Origin of the sequence: Xanthobacter dioxanivorans (assembly GCF_016807805.1) — a bacterium.
GTDB classification, from domain to species: Bacteria; Pseudomonadota; Alphaproteobacteria; order Rhizobiales; family Xanthobacteraceae; genus Xanthobacter; species Xanthobacter dioxanivorans.
The window spans coordinates 3,545,490-3,571,403 of sequence record NZ_CP063362.1; the positions used below are offsets into that span (position 1 = coordinate 3,545,490).

The 25,914-nt window shown below is 68.4% G+C and carries 22 protein-coding genes and 2 pseudogenes; 5 read left to right on the plus strand and 19 right to left on the minus strand.

Translation table 11 applies throughout. The features are described from left to right. Positions 1 to 199 precede the first annotated feature (199 nt). The 4 genes from EZH22_RS16495 (at position 200) to oxlT (EZH22_RS16510) (ending at position 5,404) form a co-directional block, all read left to right on the plus strand. Positions 200 to 670 carry a CBS domain-containing protein gene (locus EZH22_RS16495; RefSeq protein ID WP_203191632.1) on the plus strand — a complete coding sequence of 157 codons (471 nt, stop codon included), beginning with the start codon at positions 200 to 202 and terminating at the stop codon, positions 668 to 670. Between the two features lie 187 nt (positions 671 to 857). After that, complete coding sequence (gene frc / locus EZH22_RS16500) at positions 858 to 2,087, plus strand: formyl-CoA transferase (RefSeq protein ID WP_203191633.1); 1,230 nt, start codon at positions 858 to 860, stop codon at positions 2,085 to 2,087. A gap of 174 nt (positions 2,088 to 2,261) precedes the next feature. Then, positions 2,262 to 3,488 (plus strand): oxalate/formate MFS antiporter, encoded by a 1,227-nt coding sequence (gene oxlT, locus EZH22_RS16505; RefSeq protein ID WP_231711543.1) that lies wholly within the window; start codon positions 2,262 to 2,264, stop codon positions 3,486 to 3,488. Between the two features lie 581 nt (positions 3,489 to 4,069). Beyond that, positions 4,070 to 5,404, plus strand: a complete 1,335-nt coding sequence (gene oxlT, locus EZH22_RS16510; protein ID WP_203191635.1) for an oxalate/formate MFS antiporter — start codon at positions 4,070 to 4,072, stop codon at positions 5,402 to 5,404. Positions 5,405 to 5,506: 102 nt separating this feature from the next. On the opposite strand, the gene EZH22_RS16515 is transcribed toward oxlT (EZH22_RS16510), so the two are convergent. The 17 genes and pseudogenes from EZH22_RS16515 to ypfJ all read right to left on the minus strand — a co-directional run bounded on the left by EZH22_RS16515 (position 5,507) and on the right by ypfJ (position 22,437). Then, on the minus strand, positions 5,507 to 5,728 hold the full coding sequence (locus EZH22_RS16515; RefSeq protein WP_203191636.1) for a hypothetical protein: 222 nt from the start codon (positions 5,726 to 5,728) through the stop codon (positions 5,507 to 5,509). A 194-nt stretch (positions 5,729 to 5,922) separates the two neighbouring features. Next, positions 5,923 to 7,566 (minus strand): glucose-6-phosphate isomerase, encoded by a 1,644-nt coding sequence (gene pgi, locus EZH22_RS16520; protein WP_203191637.1) that lies wholly within the window; start codon positions 7,564 to 7,566, stop codon positions 5,923 to 5,925. 15 nt (positions 7,567 to 7,581) lie between these two features. Then, positions 7,582 to 8,304: a 6-phosphogluconolactonase gene (gene pgl / locus EZH22_RS16525; RefSeq protein WP_231711007.1), complete on the minus strand. Its 723-nt coding sequence runs from the start codon at positions 8,302 to 8,304 to the stop codon at positions 7,582 to 7,584. Then, a complete protein-coding gene (gene zwf / locus EZH22_RS16530; protein ID WP_203191638.1) occupies positions 8,301 to 9,776 on the minus strand; it encodes a glucose-6-phosphate dehydrogenase in 1,476 nt (491 codons plus the stop codon). The genes pgl and zwf overlap by 4 nt, the downstream gene beginning before the upstream one ends. Positions 9,777 to 10,267: 491 nt before the next feature. Further along, a complete protein-coding gene (gene rpsU / locus EZH22_RS16535) occupies positions 10,268 to 10,498 on the minus strand; it encodes a 30S ribosomal protein S21 (protein WP_012113273.1) in 231 nt (76 codons plus the stop codon). A gap of 217 nt (positions 10,499 to 10,715) precedes the next feature. Further along, positions 10,716 to 10,997: a hypothetical protein gene (locus tag EZH22_RS16540; protein WP_203191639.1), complete on the minus strand. Its 282-nt coding sequence runs from the start codon at positions 10,995 to 10,997 to the stop codon at positions 10,716 to 10,718. Between the two features lie 196 nt (positions 10,998 to 11,193). Next, the gene (locus EZH22_RS16545) at positions 11,194 to 12,303 is read right to left on the minus strand and encodes a 5-(carboxyamino)imidazole ribonucleotide synthase (protein WP_203191640.1); all 1,110 of its coding nucleotides are present in this window, start codon (positions 12,301 to 12,303) and stop codon (positions 11,194 to 11,196) included. A gap of 2 nt (positions 12,304 to 12,305) precedes the next feature. Further along, positions 12,306 to 12,788, minus strand: a complete 483-nt coding sequence (purE, locus tag EZH22_RS16550; RefSeq protein WP_203191641.1) for a 5-(carboxyamino)imidazole ribonucleotide mutase — start codon at positions 12,786 to 12,788, stop codon at positions 12,306 to 12,308. Between the two features lie 66 nt (positions 12,789 to 12,854). Continuing rightward, positions 12,855 to 13,790, minus strand: coding sequence for a lipid A biosynthesis lauroyl acyltransferase (locus EZH22_RS16555; protein ID WP_203191642.1), 936 nt, complete (start codon positions 13,788 to 13,790; stop codon positions 12,855 to 12,857). Between the two features lie 253 nt (positions 13,791 to 14,043). Further along, positions 14,044 to 15,066 carry a zinc-binding dehydrogenase gene (locus EZH22_RS16560; RefSeq protein WP_203191643.1) on the minus strand — a complete coding sequence of 341 codons (1,023 nt, stop codon included), beginning with the start codon at positions 15,064 to 15,066 and terminating at the stop codon, positions 14,044 to 14,046. Positions 15,067 to 15,087: 21 nt separating this feature from the next. Continuing rightward, complete coding sequence (locus tag EZH22_RS16565) at positions 15,088 to 15,849, minus strand: SDR family NAD(P)-dependent oxidoreductase (RefSeq protein ID WP_203191644.1); 762 nt, start codon at positions 15,847 to 15,849, stop codon at positions 15,088 to 15,090. 166 nt (positions 15,850 to 16,015) lie between these two features. Then, positions 16,016 to 17,298: pseudogene (locus tag EZH22_RS16570) on the minus strand (beta-ketoacyl-ACP synthase). Between the two features lie 205 nt (positions 17,299 to 17,503). Beyond that, positions 17,504 to 18,690: pseudogene (locus EZH22_RS16575) on the minus strand (beta-ketoacyl-ACP synthase). After that, complete coding sequence (locus EZH22_RS16580) at positions 18,683 to 19,135, minus strand: 3-hydroxyacyl-ACP dehydratase FabZ family protein (protein WP_231711008.1); 453 nt, start codon at positions 19,133 to 19,135, stop codon at positions 18,683 to 18,685. Before EZH22_RS16580 ends, EZH22_RS16575 begins: the two are co-directional and overlap by 8 nt. Before the next feature lie 32 nt (positions 19,136 to 19,167). After that, on the minus strand, positions 19,168 to 19,449 hold the full coding sequence (locus EZH22_RS16585) for an acyl carrier protein (protein WP_012113283.1): 282 nt from the start codon (positions 19,447 to 19,449) through the stop codon (positions 19,168 to 19,170). 278 nt (positions 19,450 to 19,727) lie between these two features. Next, entirely contained in the window at positions 19,728 to 21,377 is a 1,650-nt protein-coding gene (locus tag EZH22_RS16590; RefSeq protein WP_203191646.1) for an acyl-CoA dehydrogenase family protein, read from the minus strand. A 169-nt stretch (positions 21,378 to 21,546) separates the two neighbouring features. Then, positions 21,547 to 22,437 carry a KPN_02809 family neutral zinc metallopeptidase gene (gene ypfJ / locus EZH22_RS16595; RefSeq protein WP_203191647.1) on the minus strand — a complete coding sequence of 297 codons (891 nt, stop codon included), beginning with the start codon at positions 22,435 to 22,437 and terminating at the stop codon, positions 21,547 to 21,549. A gap of 290 nt (positions 22,438 to 22,727) precedes the next feature. Here ypfJ and EZH22_RS16600 point away from each other — a divergent pair, with 290 nt between their 5' ends. Next, positions 22,728 to 23,384, plus strand: coding sequence for a ribonuclease HII (locus tag EZH22_RS16600; protein ID WP_231711544.1), 657 nt, complete (start codon positions 22,728 to 22,730; stop codon positions 23,382 to 23,384). A 22-nt stretch (positions 23,385 to 23,406) separates the two neighbouring features. Here EZH22_RS16600 and cydB read toward each other — a convergent pair whose 3' ends face one another. Continuing rightward, positions 23,407 to 24,411 carry a cytochrome d ubiquinol oxidase subunit II gene (cydB, locus tag EZH22_RS16605; protein ID WP_203191649.1) on the minus strand — a complete coding sequence of 335 codons (1,005 nt, stop codon included), beginning with the start codon at positions 24,409 to 24,411 and terminating at the stop codon, positions 23,407 to 23,409. 49 nt (positions 24,412 to 24,460) lie between these two features. Then, complete coding sequence (locus EZH22_RS16610; RefSeq protein WP_203191650.1) at positions 24,461 to 25,855, minus strand: cytochrome ubiquinol oxidase subunit I; 1,395 nt, start codon at positions 25,853 to 25,855, stop codon at positions 24,461 to 24,463. Between the last annotated feature and the right edge of the window lie 59 nt (positions 25,856 to 25,914).

The following is a 25,914-nucleotide window of genomic DNA, read 5'->3' on the forward strand; positions in this document are numbered from 1 at the left end:
ATCAGATCGCCGAATAGGCGTTAGGGCAGGTAATGACGCATGGATAGCTGCGCCCTGTCGTTGCGATGCAGCAAAATCCCCCCTCCCTCCTCCCGCACTGCGCGTTGACAGAATGTATTCTGAATACCAGCATCAGTGTCCAAGGGCCGCATTGAACGGTCCGCATACGAGGCGGCAGGCGCCGCCAGGGGAGGACATCATGATCACCGTCGACGATATCCTGCGCGAGAAGCGCCATACCCGCGTTGTCACCCTGCGCATGCAGGAGACCGTGGCCGACGCCGTCCGGGTGATGAAGCGGGAGAACATCTCCTCCGTCATCGTCACCGACATCTGCGGCACCGAGGGGAGCACCGTGATGGGCGTGTTCTCCGAGCGCGACGTGACGCGCGCGCTTCTGGAGCACGGAAGCAACACCCCGCGCATGCTGCTTGCGAGCCTGCTCAAGCGGGAGGTCATCTCCTGCCGCCTCGACGACGGCATCGCCACCGTCCTGCGTCTCATGGACGAGCACCAGGTGCGGCATCTGCCGGTGATGGAAGAATACACGCTCATCGGCGTCATCAGCGCCACTGACCTCATGCGCCACTACCTGCGGGAAGCGGAGATGAAGACCCTTCTCGATCCCGCGCTGGGCGGCATGGACGCCCACCTCACGCCGCTGCGCTGAGCCCGGCGGGGGGAGCTGACCCATCGTCGCTGAAGAAGATTGCGGCGGGGAAATGATGATGTTAGTCTTGGTATCTGGCATACGTAATGTCGTACACAGTGCCACGGGCGATGATCCTCAGGGTCAGTCCAAGCCGGCGCAGACCGGCACCCAGCAAGACAAGGGCTAGGAAATCCGGGAGTGGTGCATGGGCAACGCGCTCGACGGCGTACGCGTCCTGGACATGACGCACGTGCAGTCCGGCCCGTCGGCGACGCAGCTTCTTGCGTGGCTGGGGGCGGATGTCGTCAAGGTTGAGATGCCGCGGCGGGGGGACATCACCCGCTCGCAGCTGCGGGACAAGTCCAATGTGGACAGTCTCTATTTCACCATGCTGAACGCCAACAAGCGCAGCGTGACGCTGAACATCAAGACGCCGCAGGGCCAGGAGGCGCTGGGGCGCCTCATCGACGCCTGCGACGTGATGGTGGAGAATTTCGGCCCCGGCGTGCTCGAGCGCCAGGGCTTCGGCTACGAGGCGGTGCGCGCCCGTAACCCGCGCCTGATCTATGCCTCCATCCGCGGCTTCGCGGAGGCCTCCGGCATTGATGCCAAGGCCTATGAGACCATCGCCCAAGCCATGGGTGGCGCCATGAGCACCACCGGATGGCGGTCCGGCCCGCCGACCGCCTCCAGCGCCCAGATCGGCGACACCGGCACCGGCATCCACTGCGTCGCCGGCATCCTCGCCGCCCTCTATCAGCGCACGGTGACGGGCGAGGGCCAGCGGGTGGACGTGGCCATGCAGGATTGCGTCATGAACCTGCTGCGCGTGAAGCTGCGCGACCAGCAGCGTCTCGACGCGGGTCCGCTCACCGAATATCCCGGCGCTCCCGAGGGCGATTGCGTTCCCCGCGCCGGCAATGCGTCCGGCGGCGGCCAGCCGGGAGCGGCGCTGCGCTGCGCGCCGGGGGGCGAGAATGACTTCTGCTACGTCATCATCCAGCCCCAGGGCTGGGCGCCGCTGATGCGTTTGGTGGGCCGCAAGGACCTCATCGACGATCCCAAGTTCGCCGCCCACGAGGCCCGCGCCCAGCGCCTCGACCAGTGCTTCGAGATCATCGAGCGCTGGACGGTGAAGCGCACCAAGTTCGAGGTCATGGCCGCGCTCAAGGCCATCGACGTGCCCTGCGGCCCGGTGCTTTCCACCCGGGACATCCTGGACGACCGGGCGCTCTACGAGCGCGGCTTCCTGGTGGAGGTGCCGCACCCCGAGCGGGGCAGCTACGTGACGCTCGGCTCGCCGATACAGCTTTCGGCGAGCCATGTTCCGGTGGACCGTGCTCCCCTGCTGGGCGAGCACACGCAGGCGGTGCTCGCCGACCTCGGTTTCACTGAAGAAGAGATCGCCGGCATGCGTGCCGCCGGTGCCGTCTGACGGGAGCAAAAATCACCCGTCCGAGCAATCCGCCGCCTCATGAGGGAAAAGAGGATGAGGCGGTTACCAACACCAAAATAAGAAATTGTGCCAAGGGGTAGGAAGATGGTTGAAGCTGCAGTTAAGGCACCAGCGACGAATCGCTGGATGCAATTGATCGCCGGCGTGGTCTGCATGGTTGCCGCCGCGAACATTCAGTATTCCTGGACGTTGTTCGTGCCCGAGATCGTCAGCACCCACGGGTGGACGCGCGCCTCGGTGCAGGTGGCCTTCACCGTGTTCGTGGTGGTGCAGACCTGGCTCACCCCCATCGAAGGCTATTTCATCGACAAGTATGGGCCGCGGGTGATGGTGATGGTGGGCGGCCTGTTCACCGGCCTCTCCTGGGTGCTGAACTCTTACGCGACCTCGCTCACCGCGCTCTACGTGGCCGCCGCCGTCGGCGGCATCGGCGTCGGCTGTGTCTATGCCACCTGCGTGAACGCCGCGCTGAAGTGGTTTCCCGACCGGCGCGGCCTCGCCGTGGGGCTCACCGCCGCCGGCTATGGTTCGGGCACGGTGCTCACCATCCTGCCCATCGCCGCCATGATCAAGTCGAGCGGCTACCAGGAGACCTTCTTCACCTTCGGCCTGGTGCAGGGCGCGGTCATCCTGCTCGCCGCCGGCTTCCTGCGGGCGCCGTCGAAGACCGAGGTCGTCTATTCCTCCACCGTGGCCCAGAGCCGGCGCGACTACACCCTGGGCGAGGCGCTCCAGACCCCGGTGTTCTGGATCATGCTCACCCTGTTCGTCCTCACCGTGTCCGGCGGCCTCATGGCGGTGGCGCAGCTGGGCGTGATCGCCGAAGACCTCGGCGTGAAGCATATCGAGGTGAACCTCTATTTCTTCGCAATGGCCGCTCTGCCGTTCGCGCTGATGCTGGACCGCATCCTGAACGGCTTCTCTCGGCCCTTCTTCGGCTGGATCTCGGACCATATCGGCCGTGAGAAGACCATGTTCTTCGCCTTCGCCATGGAAGGCATCGGCATCGTCGCGCTGGGGACGTTCGGCCACAATCCATGGGCCTTCATCATCCTCTCGGGCGTGGTCTTCCTGGCCTGGGGCGAAGTCTATTCCCTGTTCTCGGCCACGGCCGCGGATACGTTCGGCTCCAAGCATATCGGCAAGATCTACGGCATGCTCTACACGGCCAAGGGCTTCGCCGCCTTGCTGGTGCCGCTCGCCAACATCCTGATGGAGGCGACGGGAAGCTGGACCACGGTGCTCTACACCGTGGCGGCCATGGACCTGACGGCCGCTTTCGGCGCCCTGTTCGTGCTCCGGCCCATGCTGGCGCGCCACCATCGCCTCAACGCGGAGGCTGCGGCGCGGGCCGCGGCGACGCGCGAGGTCACGGCCTGAGCCTTGTCCCATCATGGTCGCATCATGCCGCCACGTGCCGCATGGCGGGTTTACCCGACGCCGGGGGTCCGTGATCACGTGAGCGGATAAAAAGTCCCTCCACCGTCCTTGTGGCGGTTCCTCAAGCCCCGGCCTGCGCCGGGGCTTTTTTTGTCCGCGCCGTGCCTGGCGAAGGACCGAAGCCCGTACACGCATACGCCCATCCGCCCCATGCGCACCGCGGTCACGACGGTATCGGCAGCCCGCATGATGCATTGCCGCAATTGTAAGAGCGTATGGCAAAGTGTTGGGCAGATATTCGCGCAGGCGTGGCGCAGAAGGAATCAAGAAAAAGGCCACTGAAGGCCGGGGGTATTCGCCTTCAGGCTGTCGCAGTCGCCCCTGAAAGCCTGTAATACAGCGGATGTAGCGGTTAGGTAGCTGTTACATGCATTATGTATACGATATTTTCGATACACCTTTCTCCGTGGTACGCGAGCGGGTCGGCCGAACATCAACGGCGCAAAGAAGCCCGCAACAGAATGGCGACCGTCACGGGCCGTTCATCGCTCTCGATGATCCCCAGTGAGAAAGGGAAGGAAATGCCTCAGAACACCTCCGCGCCCACGCGCGGTCCCGCCGCAGGCCCCGTCGCGGGTCCCCTGGGCGGGCGCTGGCTGCAACTCGCCATTGGCGTCGTGTGCATGTCCATGATCGCCAACCTGCAATACGGCTGGACGCTGTTCGTCGAGCCGATGAACGAGAAGCACCAGTGGGGCCGCGCCGCCATCCAGGTGGCCTTCACCATCTTCGTCGTGTTCGAGACTTGGCTGGTGCCGGTCGAGGGCTGGTTCGTGGACAAGTTCGGCCCGCGCATCGTGGTCTTCGTCGGCGCCATTCTCTGCGGTCTGTCCTGGGTGCTGAACTCGATGGCGGACAGCCTCACCATGCTCTACATCTCGGCCGCCCTCGGCGGTACTGGTGCGGGCGCCGTCTACGGGACCTGCGTCGGCTCGGCGCTGAAATGGTTCCCGGATCGCCGCGGCCTTGCCGCCGGCATCACCGCCGCCGGCTTCGGCGCCGGATCGGCCCTGACGATCGTGCCCATCGCGGCCATGATCAAGTCGCAGGGCTACGAGCACACCTTTCTCTTCTTCGGCCTGATCCAGGGCGCGGTCGTTCTCGTGCTCTCGTTCTTCCTGGCGGCTCCGAAGGAAGGCCAGCTTCCGGTGGTAGCCGTCCCCACGGTCAACCAGAGCCGGCGCAATTACGGCCCAGGCGAGATGCTGAAGGCCCCGGTGTTCTGGGTCATGTATCTGATGTTCGTGCTGGTGGCGGCTGGCGGCCTCATGGCGACGGCCCAGCTCGGCTCCATCGCCAAGGACTTCAAGATCGCCGACGTGCCGGTGTCGCTGCTCGGCCTCACCATGCCGGCGCTGACCTTCGCCCTGTCCATCGACCGGGTGCTGAACGGCCTGACCCGTCCTTTCTTCGGCTGGGTGTCGGACAATATCGGGCGTGAGAACACCATGTTCATCGCCTTCGGCCTGGAGGCTGTCGGCGTGCTGGCGCTCGCCCACTTCGGCTCCAACCCGGTGCTGTTCGTGCTGCTGACGGGGCTCGTCTTCTTCGCCTGGGGCGAGATCTACTCGCTCTTCCCGGCGACCTGCGGCGACACGTTCGGCTCGCGCTACGCCACCACCAATGCCGGTCTCCTCTACACCGCGAAGGGCACCGCATCGCTGGTGGTCCCCATGGCATCGGTCGCCGTGGCGAGCCTGGGCAACTGGGACCTGGTGTTCATGATCACCGCCGCGGTCAACGCCGTCGCGGCGCTCATGGCCCTCCTGGTGCTCAAGCCGCTCCGCGCCCGCTTCGTGGCCGGCGCCACCGCCGCCGAGGTGGTGAAGGCGAGCGGCGCCAAGGTCGCCGGCTGAGCGCGCGGGCCGAACCGGCCCGCCGAAAACGCCTTTGGCCCACCTACCCCGGGCCCACCTGGAGGGGGCGGCTTGCCGCTCCCTCTTTTTCCTTTTTTCCGATCAGTTCCCGCGGGGCACCGCCATGGCGGGCGCGACCGCGTCGTTCGCCGCGTGGCGCACCTGGGCGAAGCGCGGTTCGGGGGCCTGCAGAAGGACGTCCTCCACCGGAATGCCCATGCCGCCTGCGGCGGTCATGTAGGGCTTGTCCGCGGAGATGCCGGTGACCGCCAGCGAAAGCACGATCCCGAAAAGGCCAAGGGCCGTAAGTTCCAGTGCGTTCATATTCTTTCTCCCGGCACCTCAAGTGCCGAAGCCAGGCGCCACCACGCGCCCTTGAGCTGAGAGCGTTCTAGCCCATCCGGGCCATGCCGTGGTATACATAATACGCACGGGTTCCCCCTCAATGCTGCATAGCAGCATCGTTGCGGGACGCCATCAACGGGAGAGCTGCCGGCGCGACGAGGCGCCGCGCCGCCTCAGGCCTGGGCGAGCCCCTTGAGATGGGCAAGGAGGCCGGCGGTGGAGGGCGAGGTCCCGGCCGGAAGGGGCGCGCCGGTCATGGCCGGCAGGAACTGGGTGGCGAGTTCCTTGCCCAGCTCCACGCCCCACTGGTCGAAGGCGTTGATGTCCCACACCGCCGCCTCGACGAACACACGGTGCTCATAGAGGGCGATGATCCGTCCGAGCGTGAACGGGTCCAGCACCGCATAGGCGATGGTCACCGATGGGCGGTCGCCGGGGAAGACGCGGTGCGGAGCAAGGCGTGCCACCTCCTCCTCGGCGAGGCCCTTGGCCGCGAGCTGCGCCGCTGCCTGCTCCAGGCTCCGCCCGCGCATCAGCGCTTCCGACTGGGCGAGGCAGTTGGCGACCAGCAGGTCCTGGTGGTTCCTCAGCTCCGGCTCGTGTCCCTCCGCCGCCACCAGGAACTCCACGGGCACGATGTCCGTGCCCTGGTGGAGCAGTTGGAAGAAGGCGTGTTGCGCATTGGTGCCCGGCTCGCCCCAGACGATGGGGCCGGTGGCGCGCGCCGTCTTTTGTCCGTCGCGCGTCACGCTCTTGCCGTTCGATTCCATGTCCAGCTGCTGGAGATAGGCCGGAAGACGCGCCAAGCGCTGGTCGTAGGGGATGATGGCGCGGCTGGGATAGGAGCAGACGTTGCGGTGCCAGAGCCCCACGAGGGCGAACAGAACCGGCAGATTCTGGTCCAGCGGCGCCGAGCGGAAATGCGCGTCCATGGCCGCCGCGCCTGCCAGGAACTCGCCGAACCGGTCCGGGCCGATGGCGATCATCACCGGCAGGCCGACGGCGGACCAGACCGAGTAGCGCCCGCCGACCCAGTCCCAGAAGCCGAACGTCCGCTCCGCCGCGATGCCGAACGCCGCCACCTGGTCGCGCGCGGTGGAGACGGCGGCGAAATGGGCGCCGACCGCTTCCTCGCCCAGCGCGCCGGCGATGAAGGCGCGGGCGGTGGCCGCGTTGCACATGGTCTCCACCGTGGTGAAGGTCTTCGACGCGACGATGAAGAGGGTGGAGATCGGGTCGAGCCGCTTCAGCAGGTCGGCGATGTGTGCGCCATCCACATTGGAGACGAAGTGACAACGCGGGCCGTCATGATAGGGGGCGAGAGCCCCGGTCACCATGGCGGGGCCAAGGTCGGACCCGCCGATGCCGATGTTCACCACGTCGGTGAAGGCATGCCCGCGGGCGCCGGCGATGCGGCCGTCGCGCACGCCGGAGGCGAAGGCGGACAGGCGTTGCAGCGTCTCCTCGATGCCGGGCTGCACGTCGATGCCGTCCACCGGGAGGGGATCGCCGGACCGCTCCCGCAGAGCGGTGTGCAGCACCGCGCGATCCTCGGTCAGATTGATGTGGTCGCCGGCGAACATGGCCTCGCGCTGCGTCTCCACCTGCGCCGCCGCGGCGAGGTCCAGGAGCCGTTTCAGCGCCTCCTGCGAGATGGCGGTCTTGGAGAAATCGAGAAGCAGGTCGCCGTAGGCACAGGAGAAGCGCTCGAACCGGTCGGGCACCGCGAACAAATCGAGGATCTGCCCGGTCTGTCCCCGCCGGACGGTGACGAGCGCCTCGAAGGCGGAGTCGATCGCGGAACGATCAGCGGTCATCGGCAAGAACCTCCGTCAGGGGCACCACAGCACGTCGAGAGGTGCGCGGGCGTTGTCGAGCACGGCACGGATGGGCAGCTCGGCCACATCGCCGGGCGCGCAGGCGCGCTCCAGCACCGCGCGTTTGCCCATGCCTTCGATGTGCAGAAGCAGCGTGTCGGCCGATACGAGGCGGGGCAGGGTGAAGGTGATGCGCGGCTCGCCCGCCGCCTCGGCCCGTACCGCGACGAGCGGCGCCGTCGCCGCCGGGTCGATGGCGTCGGCAAGCGCCTCGGCGCCGGGGAAGAAGGACGCGGTGTGCCCGTCATCGCCCATGCCCAGCACCACGGCGGAAAAGGGGGCGGGAAGGCTGGTGATGCGCGCTTCGGCGGCGGCGAGGCCCGCCTCCGGTGTCGGATCGCCGGTATAGAGCGGCACGAAGCGCGCTGCGGCCGCCGGGCCGTCGAGCAGGTGTCGGCGCACGAGGGCGGCGTTGGAGCGCTCCGAGCTCTCCGGAACCCACCGCTCGTCCACCAGCGTCACCGCCACCCGGCTCCAGTCGATGGGCGCGCCCGACAGGGCTTCGAGGAAGCGCACCGGCGTGCGCCCGCCGGAGACGGCGAGGCTCGCGGTGCCGTCCCGCGCGATGCGGGCCCGCAGCGCCTCGGCCACGTGGGCGGCGAGGGCCCGGGCGAGGGCCGCGGCGTCCGCATAGGTCGCGAGGGCGATGGGGGAGGGGCGGCGCACGGGCCCGCTCACGCGTCGTCGGTCCAGGTGCGCCCGTCGCGCTCGATCAGGGCGATGGCGGCCGAGGGACCCCAGGTGCCGGCGGTGTAGGGCTTGGGCGGTTCGCGGGAGCCGCGCCAGGCCTCGAGGATGGGGCCGACCCAGCGCCAGGCGGCCTCCACCTCGTCGCGGCGCATGAACAGGGTCTGGTTGCCGCGGATCACGTCCATGATCAGGCGCTCGTAGGCATCCGGGTTCCGGACGCCGAACACGCTGGCGAAGCTCATGTCCAGCGGCACGTGCTGGAGGCGCATGCCACCGGGGCCGGGATCCTTGATCATGAGCCACAGCTTCACACCCTCGTCGGGCTGCAGGCGGATGACGAGGCGGTTGGCCATGATGGGGCCGGCCTGGCCGTCGAACACCGAATGGGGAATGGGGCGGAAGGCGACCACGATCTCCGAGACGCGGGCGGCGAGGCGCTTGCCGGTGCGCAGGTAGAAGGGCACGCCGGCCCAGCGCCAGTTGCCGATCTCCGCCTTCAGCGCCACGAAGGTCTCCGTTTCGGATTGGCCGGAGCCCAGCTCCTCCAGATATCCCGGCACGGCGCCGCCGGCGGACGCTCCGGCGCGATACTGGCCGCGCACGGTGAACTGGGCGGCATTGCGCTCGTCGATGGGCTCCAGCGCCTTCAGCACCTTCAGCTTCTCGTCGCGCACCGCGTCCGCGTCGAGGGAGACCGGCGGCTCCATGGCGACGAGGCACAGCAGCTGGAGGATGTGGTTCTGCACCATGTCGCGCAGCGCGCCGGCGGTGTCGTAATAGCCGGCGCGGCCGGCTGTCCCGATGCTCTCCGCCACCGTGATCTGCACATGGTCGATATGGGCGTTGTTCCACACCGGTTCGAACAGGGCATTGGCGAAGCGCAGCGCCATCAGGTTCTGCACCGTCTCCTTGCCGAGATAGTGGTCGATGCGGAACACGGCTTCCTCGCGGAAGACCCGGCCCACCGCCGCATTCACCTCGAGCGCCGAGGCGAGGTCCTTGCCCACCGGCTTCTCCACCACCACCCGCGTCTTCTCGGTGACGAGGCCGTGGGCGCCGATGCGTGAGCAGATGGGGTCGAAAAGGTCAGGTCCGACCGCGAGATAGAAGACGCGCACCCGTTCGCGGCCTTCTTCCAGCGTGTGGGCGAGGTTTGCCCAGCCCTCGTCGGTCACGGCGTCGACGGCCACATAATCGAGCCGATCGAGGAAGCCGGCGAGGCGCGCGGGCGCCACCTCCTCGATGCCGTCGGACAGGCCCACCGCCTCGTGGGCGAACGTCTGGAATTCATCGCGCGGCATGGGGCGGCGGGAGACGCCGATGATGCGTGCTTCCTCCGGGAGCTGCCCGGCGAGGTCCCGCTCGAACAAGGCGGGCAGAAGCTTGCGCCGGGCGAGGTCTCCCGTGGCGCCGAAGACGACGATATCGAAGGGCTCGACCGTGACCACGCGCGCGACCATACGCTTCTCCCACAAGAGGATGCCCGGAAAGCGAGGATGCCCGGAAGGCGAGGATACCCCCGGAGGCGCCGGACGCCTCGATGGCGCGGATGCCCGACCTCCCGAGATGCCCGGCCTCCCGCCCGCTCGGGCCGTTTCCTTGCGGAGACGCCCGGACGATCGTGCCACAGGACTTTCAACGCCTTCGGCGCTGGTCCGGGTCCGCAGCGCGCGGTGCGACACGTTGCGTCCCTTTGCGGCACCGGGTCCGCACTCTAGTTCCGGTTGGGAGCAGATTGAATGAAGGAGAGCCGTAAATCCGCCGTCAGGCTTAAAAAATCCGCGTGCGCACCCGGCTCGCAAGGTCGGTGGGGGGCGGCTGGCGCGTCGGGGACACAAAAGCAAAATCCGCGCGAGGCGGCTCGCGCGGAGACTTCAGGCTCAGAACTTCGGAGGTCGACGCGAAGAAGCGCCCGAATGCGCCGGGAAACGACCCGGCGCGCCGGTCGCGATCAGCGCGTGGGGCGCGGCTTGGAGGGGATCAGCCCCTCGCGCTGGGCACGCTTACGGGCCAGCTTGCGGGCGCGGCGGATGGCCTCGGCCTCCTCGCGGGCCCGCTTTTCGGACGGCTTCTCGTAGTGGCCACGCAGCTTCATCTCGCGGAAGATCCCCTCGCGCTGCATCTTCTTCTTGAGCGCCTTGAGGGCCTGATCAACATTGTTGTCGCGGACGAGAACTTGCACGTGTTTACCTCTTCGAGCTGGTGCGCCGATCCGGAGCCGAACCTGGTCTGAGACGTCCGGGCCCTTGAAGACGAGACGTTGCGCTCGTCCTCAGCATGCCCGAAGGAGCCGCTCTCTTATCAGAACGCCTCTCAGGTGTCCACATCTCCCGTGCCGGGAAAACGGCCGTCGAAGCGTTGCGCCGGCTTACTTTTCCGTGTGCTGCCCCGAGGGTGGGTCAATGGGCAGCAGCGGCGAGGCCCGCGGGCAGGGAATCGGAGGCCGGTACCGACGCCGCCGGCAGGGGCAGGGTGCGCAGCGCGCGCTGCTTCTGCGCCTGGCGGCACAAGGTATCGAGTTCGGCGCGGATGTCCGTATCGCCGAAGCACAAGGCCGCCTCGCGAATGCCGCGCATGAAGCGCAGCTCGATCAGGATCAGCCGCCAGCTGCAATAGCGGCCGGACTGTGCCATGTGCCGCGCAAGATCACGCAGCCGCTGTAGGAAATGATCTTCAGCCATCGGCCTCCCCGCAGCCGTATGGTAATATGATAATGAAGAATAGACCGTCGGCCGTCTGACTTCCATGCGCCTTTTGTCGCCGTCCACCACCGTAAGGTCGCGGGTTCCCCTTCGGGCGACGAGGTATCATAGGCACGGCACATGACAGCGATTCGACACCCCTTCCGGACTGTCTCCACGCCAAGGAAACCGCTGCTCAGCAGCCTTCTTCGGGGATATTGGCGCACACGTCCGGATCACGCTTGACCCGCACCACATGCCCCATCTTGCGGCCGGCGCGGGCCTCGTCCTTGCCGTAGAGATGCACATGGGCGCCGGGCTCGGCGAGCAGCGCATGCCAGTCATGCACGTCGGCGCCGATCAGGTTGGTCATCTGCGCCCGGCCGATCCGCGAGACCTCGCCCAGAGGCCAGCCGGCGATGGCGCGCACGTGCTGCTCGAACTGGGAGGTCACGGCGCCGTCCTGGGTCCAGTGGCCGCTGTTGTGGACGCGGGGCGCGATCTCGTTGACCACCACCCGCTCGCCCGCGCCGCGCCCCACCACGAACAGCTCCACCGCGAAGACGCCTTCATAGTCGAGGGCATCGCCGATGGTGCGCGCGATGATGCGCGCCCGCTTCGCCGTCTCGGCGGTGAGAGCCGCCGGCACGGTCGATGTGTGCAGGATGTGCTCGCGATGCACGTTCTCGGTCACGTCGAAGGCGGAGAAGGCGCCATCGCCGCGCCGCGCCGCGACCACAGAGACCTCGCGCTCGAAGGCGACGAACCCTTCCAGAATGGCGCTCTGCCGCCCCAGAGCATGCCAGGCGGCGGTCAGGTCGTCGCCGGGACGGATCATCACCTGCCCCTTGCCGTCATAGCCGAAGCGCCGCGTCTTCAACACCGCCGGCAGGCCGAGCGCGGCCACCGCCCGCTCAAGGCCCGCGAGGTCGTCCACCGCCGCGAACGGCGCGGTCTCGATGCTCAGGTCGCGCACGAAGGTTTTTTCGAGCAGCCGGTCCTGGGTGACGGCGAGGGCCTTCGCCCCCGGCTTCAGCGGCACGCGGGCCACCAGGAACTCCGCGGTCGAAAGCGGCACATTCTCGAATTCGTAGGTGACCACGTCCACGGCCGCCGCGAAGCGGTCCAGCGCGTCGCGGTCGTCATAGGCGGCGCAGATGTGGTGCGCGCTCACCTGGAAAGCGGGGCTGTCCTTGTCCGGGCAGAGGACATGGGTCTTCAAGCCGAGCTCGGCAGCGGCAAGGGCGATCATGCGGCCGAGCTGGCCGCCGCCGAGGATGCCGATGACGCTGCCGGGAACGAGCATGGTCAGGACGGACGATCCGCAACCGCCTCGGTGCGCGCGGCGCGCCAGTTCTCGAGGCGCGTGGCGAGGGCGGGATCGGAAAGGGCGAGGACCGCGGCGGCCAGCAGCGCCGCATTGGTCGCCCCCGCCGCGCCGATGGCGAGGGTCCCCACCGGCACGCCAGCCGGCATCTGGACGATGGAATACAGGCTGTCGAGCCCGGACAGGCTCTTCGACTGCACCGGCACGCCGAAGACCGGCAGCGTCGTCAGCGCCGCCACCATGCCCGGCAGGTGCGCCGCCCCGCCGGCGCCGGCGATGATGATCTTGATGCCATCCGCCTTCGCCGTCTTGGCGAAGGCGTACATGCGATCCGGCGTGCGATGGGCGGAAACGATGCGGGTCTCGTGCGGGATCTGCAGCGCCTGCAGCGTTTCGGCTGCGTGGCGCATGGTGTCCCAATCGGACTGGCTGCCCATGATGACGGCGACTTCAGCCGCGCTCATCCCTCAAGACCCCGCAAAAAGGAAAGCGCGGCTTTATAGGATCGTCGCCCCCGGGGCAAGGGCCTCTCATCGCCAGCGGCGGTGCAGCCACAGCCACTGGTCCGGATATTCGCGCACCCAGCCCTCGATCACCGAGGTCACCGCCTGCATGGCGCCCACCACTTCGATCTTGCCATCGGCATCGCGGGGCAGGGCAACTTCCTCGGTGACTTCCACGCGGAAGCGGGCGCCGGGCAGGCGGACGACGCGCATGCCGTGCACCGGGCAATCGAACTGCCGGGCGAGGCGCGCGAGGGTGGGATTGGTGGCGCAGGGCCGGCCGAAGAACACCACTTCGGGCCCGCCGGTCCAGTACTGGTCCACCAGCATGCCCAGGTGCTGACCATCGGCCAGCATGCGCGCCATCACGCGGCCGGCATCGCGTCCGGCGCGGACGAGGCCCGGCATGGTGCCGGAGCGCATCTCCTCGATCATGGCCGCAGCGCGCTTGTTGTTCGGCGCTCGGTAGAGCACGCCGCCGGGCACGTTCAGCTTGGCCCCGGCGATGGCGCACATTTCCCAATTGCCCGTATGGGCGGTGAAGAAGAGGGCCGGGCGGCCGTCCTCGCGCAGCCGCGCCATGATGTCCGCCCCCTTCACCTCGACGCGTCCGGCATCGGGGCTTTGGGGATCGTAGTCCCACAGGCGGTCCTGCTGGGCGAACTCGGCGGAGAGCCGGCCCATATTGGCCCAGATGCCGCGCACGAGGGCGTTGATCTCCGACGGGCTTTTCTCGGGGAAGGCGGCGGAAAGGTTGCGCCGCGCCACCTTGCTCACCGCGAAGAACGGGCCGAGCAGGCGCGCCCAGAAGGCCATGCCGCCAGCGGAGAGCCAGAGCGGCCATAGCCTCAGCCACCAGATGGAGAAGCGCACATAGCCCGCCACCAGCGCCTCGGCCGCCGGCGCGAGGGCGAGCTTCAGGCGGTGCAGGGCCTTGCGGACGGGGCGGGGAAATATGGGCACAGTCAGCGCCTCGTCAGCCACCGGCTCGCGCCCCGGCCGACAGGAGCGGAGCGAAAGCGCAGTGGAAGGAGAGCCGAGGGCCAGCGCAAGGACTCGCCGGAGGCGGCTTCGTCTTCCACGTCCCGGAGTATTTGACTGCTGCGCAGGAGTCTTGCGCTGGACTCCGGATCGGCGCTCCGGCTGCGCCTCCGCTTGTCCGGGGAACAGGGGAAGTCGCCGGCGGGGCCCCGTTTCACCTGTGCCGGCATCGCGTTCAGAACTTCACCACGATCTTGCCGAAGACCTTGCGGCTTTCCAGCCGCTCCAGCCCCTCGTTGAAATTCTCCAGCGGCACCACGGTATCGATCACCGGCATGACGCCACGGCCCATCTTCTCAAGTCCGTCGGCCACATTGCGGATGGTGGCGCCGAACGAGCCGAAGATCTTGTACTGGCGCTGGAACAGCTGCATCAGGTTCATCTGCACCGAGACGCCCGAGGTGGAGCCGCAGGTGACGAGGCGCGCGCCGGGCTTCATGGAGAGCAGCGAGGCGTTCCAGGTGTCGGCGCCCACATGCTCGAACACCACGTCCACGCCGACCTTCTTGGTGATCTTGCGGACCTCGTGCTCGAAGCGGTCCTTGCGGTAGTTGATGACGTGGTCGGCGCCCAGTGCCAGGGCCTTCGCCATCTTCTCGTCGTCGCCCACGGTGGTGATGACGGTGGCGCCCACGTCCTTCGCCAGGCGGATGGCGGCGGAGCCGATGCCCGAGCCGCCCGCATGTACCAGCACGGTCTCGCCCTGTTCGAGCTCGGCATTGTCGAACAGCATGTGCTCGACGGTGGAGAAGGTGATGCCGGCGCAGGCCGCGTCCTCGAACGAGACCCCCTCGGGGGCGGGAATGACGAGGCGCTCGGGCATGTTGATCACGTCGCGGGCGAAGCCGTCGATGTGGAAGCCGAGCACGCCGCCCACGTTCTGGCAGAGATTGTCGCGGCCCTTAAGGCAGTTCTTGCAGTGGCCGCAGGTCATGGCGCCGTACATGGCGACCGTCTGGCCCACCTTCAGGCCGCGCACGTCGGCGCCGAGCGCCACGATCTCGCCGGCGGCTTCCGCCCCCACCACGAGGGGCATCTTGCGCTTGGCGAAGGCCATGCCGCGCCAGCCCCACACGTCGATATGGTTGAGCGCCAGGGCCTTCACGCGGATCTGAACCTCGCCGGCGCCGGGGGCGTCGGGTTCGGGCAAGTCGACGAGTTCGAGCTTGCGGTCGGAGACGAGCTGGAGGCCACGCATTGTTATTCTCTGGATTTGAAGTCAGCGGTGGGCGGCGAGCGAGGCGGAAAGCCCGCCATCCACCGGCAATATGGCGCCGGTCATATAGCCCGCGCCGGGGGAGAAGAGAAAGGCCACCACCTGCGCCACGTCATCCGGGGTGGCGAACCGGCCGGCGGGGATCTGGGCTTCCATCTTCGCGCGGTAGTCGGCGAACTTCTCCAGCATGGCGGTATCGATGAAGCCGGGGGCCACGTAATTCACCGTCACGCCCCGCCGCGCCGTCTCGATGGCAAGGCCACGCACGTGGGCGAGAAGGGCTGCCTTGGAGGCGGCATAGGCCGCATTGCCCTGGTTGGCCTGGAGCGCCGCCACCGAGCCGATAGCGACGATGCGGCCCTGCCGGGCGCGCGTCATGGGCCGTACCACGGCCCGGGCGAGGCGCACGAAGGCGAAGTGGTTCACCTGCATCACGCCTTCCGCCTTGTCCTGGTCGATCATGGCGGCGAGCGTGTCATAGGAGGCGCCGGCATTGTGGCACAGGCCGTAGAGCGTCTCGCCGGCCTCCAGCTCCTCGGCGAAGGCCTCCACCGCCGCGCGGTCGGCAAGGTCGAGGGAGCGGGAGGTCAGCTGCGCCTGCGGATGGATGGCGCGAATGTCGCCGATCAGCGCCTCCGCCTCCGCCACCGCCGAGCGGTAGGTGAAGGTGACCGGGTATCCCGCCGCCACCAGCGCGCGCACGATGGAGGCGCCGAGGCCGCGCCCGCCGCCGGTAACAAGGATGGGTTTGGATGCGGTGCTCACGATGGCATCCCCTCTCCCGCTCGCGGGGGAGGGTTAGGGAGGGGGCAGGATCGCGCGGGGGCTGTGAGACATCCGAGCGTGGCGCCAACGGAGGGGTTCGCCACCCCGACCCTCCCCCGCAAGCGGGAGAAGGGGCGCGGCGCCCATGCGTCGACGGTCCGCACCCTCACGCCGGCTCCCCCGCCAGCACCAGGCAGACATTCTGTCCGCCGAAGCCGAAGGAGTTGGAGATCACCCGCGTCACCCGCGCATCGCGGGCGACGTTCGGCACCACGTCCAGCGGAATGGCCGGGTCGGGGATGTTGTAGTTGATGGTGGGCGGAATGCGCCCATGGGCGATGGTGAGCAGCGACACCGCCGCCTCGATGGCGCCCGCCGCCGTCAGGGTGTGTCCGATCATGGACTTGTTGGACGAGATGGGGATCTGAGCGAGCTTCTCCTCGCCGAAGACGCCCTTCAGGCCCACATATTCCATGCGGTCGTTCTCGGGCGTCGAGGTGCCGTGGGCGTTGATGTAGTCCACGTCGTCCGGCGTCACGCCGGCATCCTCCAGCGCGTTCTTCATGCAGCCGACGATGGGCCGGCCGTCCGGGCTGGAACGGGTGCGGTGGAAATTGTCCGCCATCTCGCCGCAGCCTTCCAGCACGCCGAGGATCTTCGCACCGCGCGCCACCGCATGCTCGTAGCTCTCCAACACCAGCGCGGCGGCGCCCTCGGCCATCACGAAGCCGTCGCGGTTCTTGGCGAAGGGGCGGGCGGCTTCCTCCGGCTTGTCGTTGGCGGTGGTGAGCGCGGAGAGCAGCGAGAAGCGGATCAGGGCCTCCGGATGCACCGAGCCGTCCGTGCCGAGGGAAAGGGCGACATCGGTGTCGCCACGGCGGATGGCCTCGACGCCCAGCTGGATGGCGGTCGCGCCCGAAGCGCAGGCGGTGGACAGGGAGATGGGCTGGCCGCGGGTGCCGAAGCGGTCGGCGAGGCGGTCTGCCACCGAGCCGAACAGGAAGCGCTCGTGCCACGGGCGGAACTTGCCGGACGCCGCGGCGCCCAGAAGATCGTGGTAGACGATGGGATAGTGGCCCACCGCATCGGCGATCTGCTGGCGCTCGGGCCATTCCAGCTCCACCGGGGGACCGCGGCGAAGAGCGGGCCGGGGAAATCACCCGGCGTGCCGATGCCGGCCTCGGAAATGGCTTCCTCCGCGGCAAGCGTCGCGAGCTTTTCCGACAGGTTGGGCGCCGCGACGCGGCTGTCGAACAGGAAGTCCACGGTGCCGGCGATGGTGGTGCGCATGCCCTCGATGGGGAAGCGCGTGATGGTGTGGATGCCGGATTCGCCCGCCGTGAGGCGGCGCCAGTTGTCGTCCTTCCCCTGACCCAGGGAGGTGACGACGCCGATGCCCGTCACCACCACGATGGGGCGTCCGAACTTGTCCAAATGCGCCTGTGTCATGTTCGCGGCTCCCTTGCGTGAAGCGCGCCCGCCCCAGGCGCCTGTCCTTTGATTCCGCCGGCCCCGCGCAGGCTGGCTGCGCGGCCGTTCCCGCCGACGGGCTGGAAAATAAGCCGAAGCCGGCTTCGAGGACAATGCGCCGGCGCCCGGCCTCCTGTCGCCGTCAGGCCGGGGGGCGACCCGCACGCTGCGTCGGGCCGCAGCCCTACGCCTTCTCGACGAGGCCCGCGCCTTCTCCACGCCAGTGGCCGACCTGGGTCACCACCACGCGTGTCACACCGTCGCCGCCCTTCTCCACCGGATCGCCGGGAGCGGTGGGAAGAGCGTGCCCTTCGACACTGCGAGGGCGGCCAGCGCGAGGCCGGCGATGAACTGCGCCTCGAAGCCGTGACCCATGCGGTTCGCCACCGCGCGCACGGGCAGGCCGGTTTCGACCAGCACCTGCGCTTCGGCCTCGGTCGCCTCCCGGGCGCCGGTGGTGCCGGAGATGACCGCCGTGCCGGCACCGGTGCCGGCATTGGCGAGGAGGTCCCTGACCTTCTCGGCGATGGCGCCCGCCACCGCCCGCTTCGCCCGCTCCGACCAGACGCCGGAGAGCCTGGCGATGGGCTTCGCCCCGCGCGCCGTGGCGTGCTCGGGCGATTCGAGCACCAGGAAGGCGCCCATGGAGCCGGAGGCGATGCCCGGCGCGGTGAAGGCCGGCCGGAACTCGCCCTTCAGGCAGAAGCCGTCGAGGTCGTTGAGGAGCAGCGTGTCCTCGCGCTCCGCATTGTAGGCGCCGCCCACCAGGGCGATCTCGCTCTGGCCTGCCGCGATGCGCGAGTAGGCGACGCGCGTCGCATCCACCCCGGCGCTTTCCTCGCCCATGAAGGTGCGCGAGGAGCCGGTGACGCCGTGCACGATGGAGATATTGCCGGCGAGCAGGTTCGAGAGCTGGGCCAAAGAGAGGGTGGGCCGCAGGTCCGACAGCAGCCGCTCGTTCAACAGCCGCCCGGGATCGTTGGAGGCGGACAGGTCATTGAGGATCGACGCGTCCACCTGGAAATCCCGCTCGCCGCCGCCAGCGGCGACGATCATGTCGGTCTTCGACAGGATCTCGGTGTTCTTGGCGATTCCGGCGGCATCGAGCGCAAGGCCCGCCGCGTAGGTGCCGATCCGCTGCCAGGGCTCCATCTGCCGCTGATCGCCCTTCTTGGGGATCTGGCTGTCGAAGGAAACCTTGACGAGGGGGTGGACCACATACGGCGCGTAGGTGGTCGCGTCCGTCCGCGGCCCGGCGCCCGAGGAGAGCGCCTCCCAGTGGGCGTCCAGCCCCTCCCCGAGGGAGGAGACGAGGCCGATGCCAGTGATCCACACGTCGCGGTGGAGCCGGCCGGCTTTGGGATCAGGCATCGGCAAAGTCCGCGAGGGGGAAGGAGACGTGCTCGGCCACCTTCATCACCACCGGCTTCATCTTGCCCTCGGGCCAGGGAAGCACGCGGAAGGTGAGTTCGGCGCTGCAGATGGGCTTGCCCTCGAGCGTCGCGTGGGTCTTGGCCACCACGAAACCCGAACCCTCGTGCAGGATTTCCGAGAAGAGGTCGAGATTCTGCCCCGGCAGCACGAAGGTGCGCAGCTTCGCCTCCTTCACGGTGGCGAGGAAGGGCATCTTGTTGAAGCGGTTGCGCGCCAGCACCAGCCAGCCGGTGGTCTGCGCCATGGCCTCGATCAGCAGCACGCCGGGCATGATGGGGTAGCCGGGAAAGTGCCCATCGAAGATGGAACTTTCCTCGGGTACCATTCCCTGGCAGTGGATCTTTTGGAGCGACGGGTCGATGGTCACGACCCGGTCGATCATCTTGAAAACTTCAGGACGCATCTAGTCAGGCCTCACGCGGCCTTCGCAGCGACCAACTCGTCGATGCGGGCGCAGAGGTTCTTGAGCACGAAATACTGCTCGGTGGTCGCCTTGCCGTCGTTGACTTCCTGCGTCCACTGCTCCAGCGGCAGCTTGATGCCGAACGCCTTGTCGATGGCGAAGGCGATGTCGAGGAAGTCGAGGCTGTCGATGCCGAGATCGTCGATGGCGTGGCTGTCCGGCGTGATGGTGTCCCGCGGAATGTCGCAGGTTTCCGCGATGATGTTGGCCACCGTGTCGAACGTCGAAGACATGGACTGACGCCTCTCGTGTACTCGGCCGGTCCGGCCGCGGCCGCTGCGCGCATCATGCTCTCGCGCATCATGCACGGGCACCGGCCAGGGCCGAGGGTTGGCCGCATGGCCCCTTCGGAATGATTTGTCGGCCCCTATAGCGAAGGCTGCAAGAGGTTTCAATGGCCGACGCCGAACGGCTCGCGCGGGAGGTTCTCCCGCGGCGGTGCCGTGCGTTCCCGCGTCCTTCGCACGATGTCGGCCCAAGGGCAAGGGCGGCTTGCGCCCGACGGCCGGCCTCAGGCCGCGAACGCGCGCTCCAGCAGGAGATTGCGCGCGCTGTCCACGGCATTGGCGCCATAGACCGCCGCAGGGCGGGCGAGGCGCGTGGCCGCATACGCCTCGGCCACGGCGGCGGGGGCTGATTCGGCCAGCGCGGCGGCGGTGGCCAGGGCCGCCAGCCGGTCGGCGGCCCGGCGGGCATGCGCCTCGCGGTCGCCGGACCTGAGGCAGGTGGACACGATTTCCGCCGCGGCCGCGGCGCCGGGCAGGGCGCCGGCATCCCGCAGGAGGTCGGCCAGCATGGTTTCGAGGGCGTCCGGCTCGCGCTGGGCGACGCGGACGAGGTCGAGCGCCATCACGTTGCCGGAGCCTTCCCAGATGGCGTTCACCGGCGCCTCGCGATAAAGCCGCGGCAGGCCGCTGTCTTCCACGTAGCCATTGCCGCCGATCGCCTCCATGGCTTCCGCGACGAAGGCCGGGGCGGCCTTGCACACGGCGAATTTCACCACGGGGGTGAGCACGCGGGCACGGGCCGCCTCCTCCTGCCGGCCTTCGCCGGCGCCGTTTGCGAGGTCGTAGCTGCGCGCGAGGCGCAGTGTCAGGGCGGTCGCTCCCTCCGCCTCCAGGGCGAGATCGGCCAGCACCATGGCCATGGCCGGCTGGTCCAGGAGCTTGCGCTGGAACACCGTGCGGTGGCGGGCATGGTGCAGGGCGCGGGACAGCGCCATGCGCATCAGGCCGGCGGAGGAGACGGCGCAGTCGAGCCGTGTCAGCTGCACCATCTCGAGAATGGCGGGAATGCCTCGCCCTTCCTCTCCCAGCCGCCAGGCGAAGGCCCGCTCGAACTCCACCTCGGAGGAGGCGTTGGAGCGGTTGCCGAGCTTGCGCTTCAGCCGCACCAGCCGCAGCCCGTTCACCGTCCCGTCCGGGCGGAAGCGGGGCATGAAGAACGCCGTGAGGCCGCCCGGCGCCTGCGCCAGCACGAGGAAGGCGTCGCTCATGGGGGCGGAGAAGAACCATTTGGCTCCGGTAATTTCATACTCGTCGCCCTGGGTGCGTTCCGCCCGCGTGGTGTTGGAGCGCACATCGGTGCCACCCTGCCGTTCCGTCATGCCCATGCCGAGGGTGACGCCGGCCTTTTCCCAGAACGGCAGGAAGCGCCCGTCATAGGTGCGCGATCGGATGCGCGGCAGGAAGTCGCGCAGGAGATGGGGGGCGGCGGCCAGGCTCGCGGGGGCGGCGTGGGTCATGGTGAGGGGGCAAACGTGCCCCGCCTCCACTTGGCTCACCAGGTAGAGGCGTGCCGCGCGGGTCGCCTGCCCCCGCCGGTCGGAGCGGTCCCAGCTTGATGAATGCAGCCCGGCGCAGACGCTCTGCGCCATGAGGGCGTGGTAGGCGGGATGGAACTCCACGATGTCGCAGCGCCGGCCGTTGCCGTCGTGGCTGTGCAGTTCGGGTGGGTTCTCGTTGGCCAGCCGGCCGAGGGCCAGTTGCTCGGATGCGCCCCAGTCCCTGCCGAAGGCGAGGATCTCGTCCGTTGCCCCGTCACGCGCGACGGCCGCCATCAGCGGGGCGTCGAGCGCAGCAAGGTTCAAGTCGGCGAAGGGGGGCGGCTGGTTGCTGGGATCGTCCGGAGGGAGCGCGCGATCATGCTGCGGAGTGTCCATGGCGTCCTCCCCGCTGGCCGTCCGCTCCTCTGCCGGAATCGTGCAGCCAGAAACGGCCGTCCACCGATGCACGCCGGGGCTCTGGCCGTCTGCAAGTCGTGCGAGCATTCGCCGCAAAATGCAAGGCAAGCCGCCGCGATGAGCCCCTCGGGGTCCTCCGGCCGGGAGGTCAGATGGGTCCGGAAAATGCGTTGCACTGTTGCATGGAGCCGCTCTTCAGTCCGCGGGTGAACCAGTTCACGCGTTGCTGCGACGTGCCATGGGTGAAGCTGTCCGGCACCGCATAGCCCTGTGCCTGCTTCTGCAGCCGGTCGTCGCCGATGGCGCTCGCCGCGCCCAGCGCCTCCTCCACGTCGCCCGGCTCAAGGATGCGGAACCGGGCATTGGCGTGGTAGGCCCACACCCCCGCGAGGCAATCGGCCATCAGCTCCACGCGAACGGAGAGATTGTTCGCCTCGGCGCGCGAGGACGCGCGCGCCTGCGCCTGCTGCACCTTGGGCAGGAGGCCGATGAGGTTTTCCACGTGGTGGCCCACCTCGTGGGCGATGACGTATGCCGCGGCGAAGTCGCCCGGCGCCCTGAAGCGCTCCTTCATCTCCCGGAAGAAGGACAGGTCGAGATAGACCTTCTGGTCCAGCGGGCAATAGAACGGACCCATCGCCGACTGGGCGCCGCCGCAGGCCGAGCGCGTCGCGCCGGAGAACAGCACCAACTTGGGATCCTGGTAGGTCTTGCCCTCGGAGCGGAAGATCTCGGTCCACACGTCCTCGGTCTGCGCCAGCACCGCGGCGGCGAATCGGCCGAGATCGTCCTTCGGCGGGCCGCTCTGGGTGGTGCGCGGCGCGCTCTGCTGCGGGGCGCTGCCGCTCGTACCGTTGATGGCCTCCAGCCCGCCGATGATCACGGCCGGATTGATGCCCAGCGCCCAGCCGATCAGGCCGACCACGAGGATGGTGCCGATGCCGAGGCCGCCCCGGCCCCCCGGCATCTGGAACCCGCCACCGCCGCCGCCACGCCGGTCCTCCACATTGTCGCTGGAGCGGAAATCCTCCCAACGCATGGCTCGCCTCCCGCAGCGCCACTCGGCGGCCCACGCCGCCATTGCCGAAACTCTTCCGGCGGGGGCCTCCCTCGCCGGAAGATGGGTTTACAACGCCCGCGGGGGAATGCCCAGTTCCCCGACCCGTGGCATGCTATCAGGACGCGAAAGGGCGCGAATCGTCCGCCCCTGTGACCGAGTGGATTTCACCGGACGCCATGGCTCCCCGCGGCAAAGCCCCGCCTGCCCAGACCCAGCTTGTCCCCGGACGGCGACGCGGTCGGCCGCCCAAGGCGAGCGACGTGGCCGGCATGCCGGCCTGGAGAGGTCTCGATTTTTCCCGCGAGCGCGCGCTCTACACGGGGGGCTTTGCGCCCGTGGCCGGTGCCGACGAGGTGGGACGCGGGCCCCTCGCCGGGCCGGTGGTGGCCGCCGCCGTGGTGCTCGACCCGGCGCGGGTGCCGCAGGGCCTCGACGATTCGAAGAAGCTGACCCGCGCCAGGCGCGAGGCGCTTTATGCCGAGATCTGCGCCACCGCAGAGGTGGCGGTGGCGCTCGCTCCGCCGGTCCGCATCGATCGCGACAACATCCGCCAGGCGACGCTCTGGGCCCTCGCCAATGCCGTGCGCGGACTGCCCCGCTGCCCCGCCTTCCTGCTGGTGGACGGCAATGATCCGCCGCAGGTCGCCTGTGCCGTGGAGGCGGTGGTGGGGGGAGACGGGCTCATCGCCTCGATCGCGGCGGCGTCCATCGTGGCCAAGGTGGTGCGCGACCGGCTGATGGCGGGGGTCGGCGCCGCCTTTCCCGCCTATGGCTTCGAGCGCCACATGGGCTACGGCACGCCGGAACATGGCGCAGCGTTGCGCGCGCACGGCCCGTGCCTGCACCATCGCCGTTCCTTCGCTCCGGTGCGTGAGCAGCAGCTCGCCCTGTTTTCAGCGGCAGGGGAGCTGGAAGAGGCGGACTGAAGGCCCCGGAGGGACGTGCGCCTCAGTGGTACCCTTCGCCCTCGCGCACCTTGCCGCGGAAGATCCAGTAGACGAACACGATGTAGCCCAGCACCACCGGCAGCAGGAAGATGACGCCGAACAGCATCAGGATCTGGCTCGGCGCGGCGGCGGCGGTCTGCCACACGGTGAGGCTCGGCGGCACCAGATAGGGAAAGGTGGAGATGGCGAGGCCCAGGAAGCCGAGCACGAACAACCCCACCGTGCCGAAGAAGGGCAGCATCTCCCGCCCCGTTCGCAACCAGTGCCATACGGCATAGGCCAGGAGCGCGGTGACGATGGGCACCGGCGCCAGGAAGAAGATGTTGGGCCGCGAGAACCAGCGCGTGGCGATGCGCTCGAAGGCGATGGGCGTCCACAGGCTCACGAGGCCCATCAGCACCAGCACGGCGAGGAGCAGCGGAATGGCGTGCTGGCGCGCCCGCGCGGCCACCGCGCCGTCGGTCTTGACGAGCAGCCAGGTGGCGCCGAGCAGAGCGTAGCCCATCACCACGCCGACGCCGCAGAGGAAGGCGAAGGGGGTCGCCCAGTCGAGCGGGCCGCCGGCGAAGGCGCCGTTTTTCACCGTGATGCCCTGGACGAGGCCGCCGAGAATCACCCCCTGGGAGAAGGCGGCCACCAGCGAGCCGCCGGCGAATGCGGCGTTCCACCAGCGCCGGCTGCTCATGGCCACCCAGCGAAATTCAAAGGCGACCCCTCGGAAGACCAGGGCCAGCAGCATGATGATGACCGGCAAATAGAGCGCCGGCATCACCACGGCATAGGCCTTGGGGAAGGCGACCCAAAGGCCGCCGCCGCCAAGGATGAGCCACGTCTCGTTGCCGTCCCAGAAGGGCGCCACCGTGTTCATCATGGTGTCGCGCTCGCGCTCCTCCTTCGCGAACGGAAAGAGGATGCCGATGCCAAGATCGAAGCCGTCGAGCACCACGTACATGATGACCGCGACACCGATGATGAGGCCCCAGATGACGGGGAGATACCATTCCATGGCCTGATCCTCTCACACGTCGAAAGGTTGGGAGGGAGCGACGCCGGGCTCAGGTGCCCGGGGTCATCTGGCCTTCGCCATGGGCGGCGGCGAGGGGGCGGCTGGGACGGTCCTTCGCCGGCGGCTCGATGAGCACGCCGCCGGGACCGCGCACGATCAGGCGGTTCATGAAATAGATCCCGGTGGCGAAGATGATGGCGTAGACGATGAGGAACAGCGCCAGCGTCAGCCCCACGGTCCAGCCGGCAATGGGCGAGATGGCGTCCTCGGTCCGCAGCAGGCCTTCCACCACCCAGGGCTGGCGGCCCTGCTCGGTGACGATCCAGCCGGACAGGATGGCGATGAAGCCGAGCGGCCAGGCCCAGGAGGAGCCGAGGAGGTACCAGCGCGTGGTGGTCACCCGGCCCCTGAAGATGAGCCAGGCGCCGATCCAGCCCATAAGGATCATGATGACGCCGACGCCCACCATGGCCCGGAAGCCGAAGAACGGGCCGAACACCGGCGGGCGGTCCTGCGGCGCGAAGTCCTTCAGCCCCGGGAACAAGCCGTCGAGGCGATGGGTGATCATCAGCGACGCCCCGTGCGGGATCGAGATCTCGAACAGGTTCTTCTCCGCCTTCTCGTCCGGCCAGGCGAACAGCACCAGCGGCGCGGGCTTGCTGCTGTCCCAGTGGGCCTCCACGGCGGCGATCTTCGCCGGCTGGTAGTGGGCGGAATTGAGGCCGTGGCTGTCGCCCACGAAAGCCTGGATGGGGCCGACGATGGCGAGCATGCCGATGCCCATCACCATCATCACCTTCGATTCCTCCTGGAACTTGCCGGCGAGGAGATAGCGCGCGCCCACCGACAGGACCACGAGGGAGGTGGTGAGATAGGCCGCCAGCAGCATGTGCGGCAGGCGCCAGTGGAAGCTCGGGTTGAAGATGATGGCCAGCCAGTCAAGGGGATAGGCCACGCCGTCGCGCAGCTCGAAGCCGGCGGGGGTCTGCATCCAGCTGTTGGCGGCGAGGATCCAGAAGGCGGACATGAAGGTGCCGAACGCCACGACGCAGCAGGAGAGCACGTGCAGCCAAGGGGGCACCCGGTTCCAGCCGAACAGCATGATGCCGAGGAACGTGGCCTCCAGAAAGAAGGCGGTGAGCACCTCGAAGCCGATGAGCGGGGCCACCACCGAGCCGACGAACTCGGCGTAGCGGCTCCAGTTGGTGCCGAACTGGTAGGACAGCACGATGCCCGACACCACGCCCATGGCGAAGGAGACGGCGAAGATCTTGGTCCAGAAGCGCGCGAGGCGGTGAAACACGTCCTTGCCGGTCTTCAGCCAGATCAGCTCCAGCGTCGCGATGAAGGCGGAAAGCCCGATGGTGAAGGCGGGGAAGATGATGTGGAAGCAGACGGTGAAGGCGAACTGGATGCGCGCGAGGGTGACCGGATCGAAATCCATTGGCCCGCTCCTTTGGTCCGTTGGCCGCTTGCCGCGCCGGCCCCCGATGGAGCCCCGCG